Annotated in this window: 6 protein-coding genes; 5 read left to right on the top strand and 1 reads right to left on the bottom strand. The window is 70.9% G+C overall.

The features are described 5' to 3' along the window. Positions 1-405, top strand: a 405-nt coding sequence (locus BHU15_RS30820) for a winged helix-turn-helix domain-containing protein (protein ID WP_141726914.1), incomplete at its 5' end; no start/stop codon positions are given. A 46-nt stretch (positions 406-451) separates the two neighbouring features. Then, positions 452-1,717 carry a sensor histidine kinase gene (locus tag BHU15_RS30815; protein ID WP_069630140.1) on the top strand — a complete coding sequence of 422 codons (1,266 nt, stop codon included), beginning with the start codon at positions 452-454 and terminating at the stop codon, positions 1,715-1,717. Here BHU15_RS30815 and BHU15_RS30810 read toward each other — a convergent pair. Next, positions 1,710-2,207 carry a GtrA family protein gene (locus BHU15_RS30810; protein WP_069630139.1) on the bottom strand — a complete coding sequence of 166 codons (498 nt, stop codon included), beginning with the start codon at positions 2,205-2,207 and terminating at the stop codon, positions 1,710-1,712. The genes BHU15_RS30815 and BHU15_RS30810 overlap by 8 nt on opposite strands. Before the next feature lie 312 nt (positions 2,208-2,519). Between BHU15_RS30810 and BHU15_RS30805 the strand changes: the two genes are divergently transcribed. The 3 genes from BHU15_RS30805 to BHU15_RS30795 form a co-directional block, all read left to right on the top strand. After that, a complete protein-coding gene (locus BHU15_RS30805; RefSeq protein WP_079128479.1) occupies positions 2,520-3,659 on the top strand; it encodes a 5-(carboxyamino)imidazole ribonucleotide synthase in 1,140 nt (379 codons plus the stop codon). Next, entirely contained in the window at positions 3,656-4,180 is a 525-nt protein-coding gene (purE, locus tag BHU15_RS30800) for a 5-(carboxyamino)imidazole ribonucleotide mutase (RefSeq protein WP_069630137.1), read from the top strand. The genes BHU15_RS30805 and purE overlap by 4 nt, the downstream gene beginning before the upstream one ends. A gap of 11 nt (positions 4,181-4,191) precedes the next feature. Next, positions 4,192-4,982: dipeptidase (locus BHU15_RS30795; RefSeq protein WP_141726913.1), on the top strand; the 791-nt coding region annotated here is incomplete at its 3' end.

The raw sequence follows: 4,982 nt of genomic DNA, 5'->3' as shown, positions 1-4,982 counted from the left end.
CTCGACGCGGGCGCCGACGACTATGTGACCAAGCCCTTCCGGCTGGCCGAACTGCTCGCCCGGGTACGGGCCCTGCTCCGGCGCGGCGCGAGCGAACCGGCCGCCTCGCCCACCACGCACGGCGTCCGCATCGACGTCGAGTCGCACCGGGCCTGGATGGGCGAGGAGGAGCTCCAGCTGACCGCGAAGGAGTTCGACCTGCTGCGGGTCCTGGTCAGGGACGCGGGCCGGGTCGTGACCCGCGACCAGCTGATGCGCGAGGTCTGGGACACCACCTGGTGGTCGTCCACGAAGACCCTGGACATGCACATCTCGTGGCTGCGCAAGAAGCTGGGCGACGACGCGGCGAACCCGCGGTACATCGCGACGGTACGGGGCGTCGGTTTCCGGTTCGAGAAGAGCTGAGCCGGCGAGCCGAGCCGAGCCGCGGTTTACCGAGAAGTAGGGCACAGTGCGCCGTCGTCTGATCAACTCCACGCTCGCCGTGGTGCTCGTCGTCATCGCCGTCTTCGGGGTCTCGCTCGTCATCGTCGAGACCCGCACGATCACCAGCAGCGCCCAGGAGAGAGTGGATCTGGAGGCCCAGCGGCTGGTCAGCATCGTCGACAGCCGGCTACTCGGCGGCGAGCGCGTCACCGAGGAGATCCTGCGGGAGCAGATCGACGACGGGCGGTACGCGAAGGTCGAGATCCCCGGCCGCCCGACCGTCGAGATCGGCCAGCGCCCCGAGGACGGCGCCCTGCGGGGCAAGGCCGAGGGCGAGCAGGGCGAGACCGTCACCATCGAGGAGTCCCGCGCGTCCGTCACCCGCGAACTCGGCAACACCCTGATGATCATCGGCGCGGTGGCGCTGCTCGCCGTCATCGCGGCCGTCCTGCTCGCCGTACGCCAGGCCGACAAGCTCGCCTCGCCGCTCACCGATCTCGCCGAGACCGCCGAACGCCTCGGCTCCGGCGACCCGCGCCCCCGCCACAAGCGGTACGGGGTGCCCGAACTGGACCGGGTCGCCGACGTACTCGACTCCAGCGCCGAACGGATCGCGCGGATGCTGACCGCCGAGCGCCGGCTGGCCGCCGACGCGTCGCACCAGCTCCGTACACCGCTCACCGCGCTCTCCATGCGGCTGGAGGAGATCTCCACCACCGACGACCCGGACACCGTCAAGGACGAGGCGACGATCGCGCTCACCCAGGTCGAGCGGCTGACCGACGTGGTGGAGCGGCTGCTCACCAACTCGCGTGACGCGCGCACCGGTTCGGCGATCGTCTTCGACCTCGACGACGTCGTGCAGCAGCAGATCGAGGAGTGGCGCCCCGCCTACCGCAGCGCCGGCCGCGCGATCGTCTGCTCCGGCACCCAGCACATGCGGGCCGTCGGCACACCCGGAGCCGTCGCCCAGGTCCTCGCCGCGCTGATCGAGAACTCCCTGATGCACGGCGGCGGTACGGTCGCGCTGCGCAGCCGGATCACCGGCAACCAGGCCGTGATCGAGGTGACGGACGAGGGGCCGGGCGTACCGGCGAACCTCGGTTCGCGGATCTTCGAGCGCGCGATCAGCGGGCACAACTCGACGGGCATCGGTCTCGCGGTCGCCCGCGACCTGGCGGAGGCGGACGGCGGGCGGCTCGAACTGCTCCAGCAGCAGCCGCCGGTGTTCGCGCTGTTCCTGAGCCGCGAGGTGCGCGTACGCAAGGAGCCGAAGCGGACGGTCAGATGACCCGGCCGGACTCCGGGACCCGCTCGGGCACGGGCACCGTCTCGGGCTGAAGCCTGCGGAAGACCCAGGTGCGGTACGACCAGAAGCGGAACAGTGTGGCCACGCCGATCCCGAGGAACTTGAACACGTTGCTCTGCAGCGGCCCGTCCCAGCCGAAGCCGTACGTCGCGGTGTAGAGCACGCCGTTCTCGATGACCAGCCCGACGGCGCTGAACAGCAGGAAGAGCGTCAGCTCCTTCGTACGGCGGCTCTTGTCGCGGTCCCGGTAGGCGAAGTAGCGGAAGCCCACGTAGTTGCAGGCGATGGCGACGACGGTCGCCAGGATGCTGGCCCGCACCACCGGCAGCTCGGTGGTGTGCCGTACGAGGTTGAAGACGGCCAGATTGACCAGCAGCCCCACCCCGCCGACCGCGCCGAACTTGGCGACCTCGCGGGAGAGCAGGGCCAACCGCTCTCGCAGGGCTTGTCGCTGCGAAGGCGCGGCAGTCATCTGGTCGCTCAGCCCCGTCCGGTGGAAGTGCGGTGTGTTCGGTCGACGACGCAGTCTCCTCGGTGGGATCACCAACATCACCGAGACGGCGCCGACCGACCCACTGTAACCACCGGACCGGCTTAGGGCCTCTCGCTCGGATCATGCCGGGCTCGCGTGCCCTGGCACGCACGCTCGCCGCGTTGTCGTCGGTCGGCATGGCTCCGCCATGCCTCCCTCCTCCGCCTTGCGATCGCACGCACCAGACCCCGCTCCCTGACCCGACCTGATCCGAGCGAGAGACCCAGACTCCGCGACGGATACCCTGGGTGTGTGACGTTTCCGGTAGTCGGCATGGTCGGCGGCGGTCAGCTCGCCCGTATGACCCACGAGGCGGGCATCCCCCTCGGCATCAGATTCAAGCTCCTCAGCGAGACTCCACAGGACTCCGCGGCGCAGGTGGTGGGCGACGTGGTCGTCGGTGACCACCGCGACCTGGAGACCCTGCGCGCCTTCGCGCGCGGTTGCGACGTGATCACCTTCGATCACGAGCATGTGCCGATCGAGCATCTGCGCGCGCTGGAGGCGGACGGTGTGCCCGTACGCCCCGGCCCCGAGGCCCTCGTGCACGCGCAGGACAAGGGCGTGATGCGCGCCCGGCTCACCGAGCTGGGCGCGCCGTCCCCGCGCCATCGCATCGTGACCGACGCCGCCGACGTCTCGGCCTTCGCCGCCGAGGTGGGCGGCTACCCCGTCATCCTCAAGACGGTGCGCGGCGGGTACGACGGCAAGGGCGTCTGGTTCGCCCGATCGGAGGACGACGCCGAGCAGCCCTTCCGGGCCGGCGTCCCCGTCCTCGCCGAGGAGAAGGTCGACTTCGTACGGGAGCTGGCCGCGAACATCGTGCGCTCGCCGCACGGCCAGGCCGTCGCGTACCCCGTCGTGGAGTCCCGCCAGGTCGACGGCGTGTGCGACACCGTCATCGCGCCCGCGCCCGGCCTCTCGGAGGAGCTGTCCGGCGAGGCCCAGCAGCTCGCGCTGCGGATCGCCGCCGAGCTGGGCGTCGTCGGGCATCTCGCCGTCGAGCTGTTCGAGACGGCCGACGGCCGGATCCTCGTCAACGAGCTGGCCATGCGCCCGCACAACTCCGGCCACTGGACCCAGGACGGCGCGACCACCTCGCAGTTCGCCAACCACGTCCGGGCCGTGCTCGACCTGCCGCTCGGCGACCCGCGCCCGCGCGCCCCGTGGACGGTCATGTGCAACGTGCTGGGCGGCGACTACCCCGACATGTACGCGGCGTATCTGCACTGCATGGCGCACGACCCGCAGCTCAAGATCCACATGTACGGCAAGGACGTGAAGCCCGGCCGCAAGGTGGGCCACGTCAACACCTACGGCGACGACCTGGCCGACGTGCTGGAGCGCGCCCGCCATGCCGCCGGATACCTCCGAGGAACGATCACCACATGAGCTCTCCCCTCATCGGCGTCGTCATGGGTTCGGACTCCGACTGGCCGGTCATGGAGGCCGCCGCCCAGGCGCTGGACGAGTTCGAGATCGCGTACGAGGTCGACGTCGTCTCCGCGCACCGGATGCCGCGCGAGATGATCGCGTACGGCGAGCAGGCCGCCGGGCGCGGGCTCAAGGCGATCATCGCGGGCGCGGGCGGCGCGGCCCACCTGCCGGGCATGCTGGCCTCGGTCACCCCGCTGCCGGTCATCGGGGTCCCCGTACCGCTGAAGTACCTGGACGGCATGGACTCGCTCCTGTCGATCGTGCAGATGCCCGCCGGTGTGCCCGTCGCCACCGTCTCCGTAGGAGGAGCCCGTAACGCCGGTCTGCTGGCCGCGCGGATCCTGGCGGCCCACGACCCGGAGCTGCTGGCCCGGATGAAGGACTTCCAGCAGCACCTCAACGAACAGGCCACGGACAAGGGCAAACGCCTCCGTACGAAGGTCGCCGGTCACGACGCCTTCGGCTTCGGAAAGTGAGGGAGGCCACCATGGGCGCCGACGACTATCTGGAGCAGGCCCGCGAGCTGCTCGAAGACTTCCCCGTGGTCGACGGTCACAACGACCTGCCGTGGGCGCTGCGCGAGCAGGTCCGCTACGACCTCGACCGCCGCGACATCGCCGACGACCAGTCGGCGCACCTGCACACCGACATCCCCCGGCTGCGGGCGGGCGGCGTGGGCGCGCAGTTCTGGTCGGTGTACGTACGCTCCGACATGGCCGGCGACACGGCCGTCAGCGCCACGCTGGAACAGATCGACGTCGTCGGGCGCCTGATCGCCCGCCACCCCGGCGACCTCGCCGCCGCGCGCACCGCGGACGAGATGGAGGACGCCCGCCGCACGGGCCGTATCGCCTCCCTGATGGGCGCCGAGGGCGGCCACTCCATCAACAACTCCCTCGCCACGCTGCGCGCCCTGTACGCGCTCGGCGTGCGCTACATGACCCTCACGCACAACGACAACCTCGCATGGGCGGACTCCGCGACCGACGAGCCGGGCGTGGGCGGTCTGTCGCCCTTCGGCCACGAGGTCGTACGCGAGATGAACCGCACCGGCATGCTGGTCGACCTCTCGCACGTGGCCGCGACGACGATGCGCGACGCCCTCGCGACGAGCGCGGCGCCCGTCCTGTTCTCGCACTCCTCCGCGCGGGCGGTCTGCGACCACCCGCGCAACGTCCCGGACGACGTGCTGGAGCTGCTGGCGGCCAACGGCGGCGTGGCGATGGCCACCTTCGTACCGAAGTTCATCCTTCCCGAGGCCATCGCCACGCCGCCGTT

Source organism: Streptomyces niveus, assembly GCF_001723055.1.
GTDB classification, from domain to species: domain Bacteria; phylum Actinomycetota; class Actinomycetes; order Streptomycetales; family Streptomycetaceae; genus Streptomyces; species Streptomyces niveus.
Note: the sequence above shows the minus strand (reverse complement) of the source record. Positions and strands in the feature narration are given on the sequence as shown.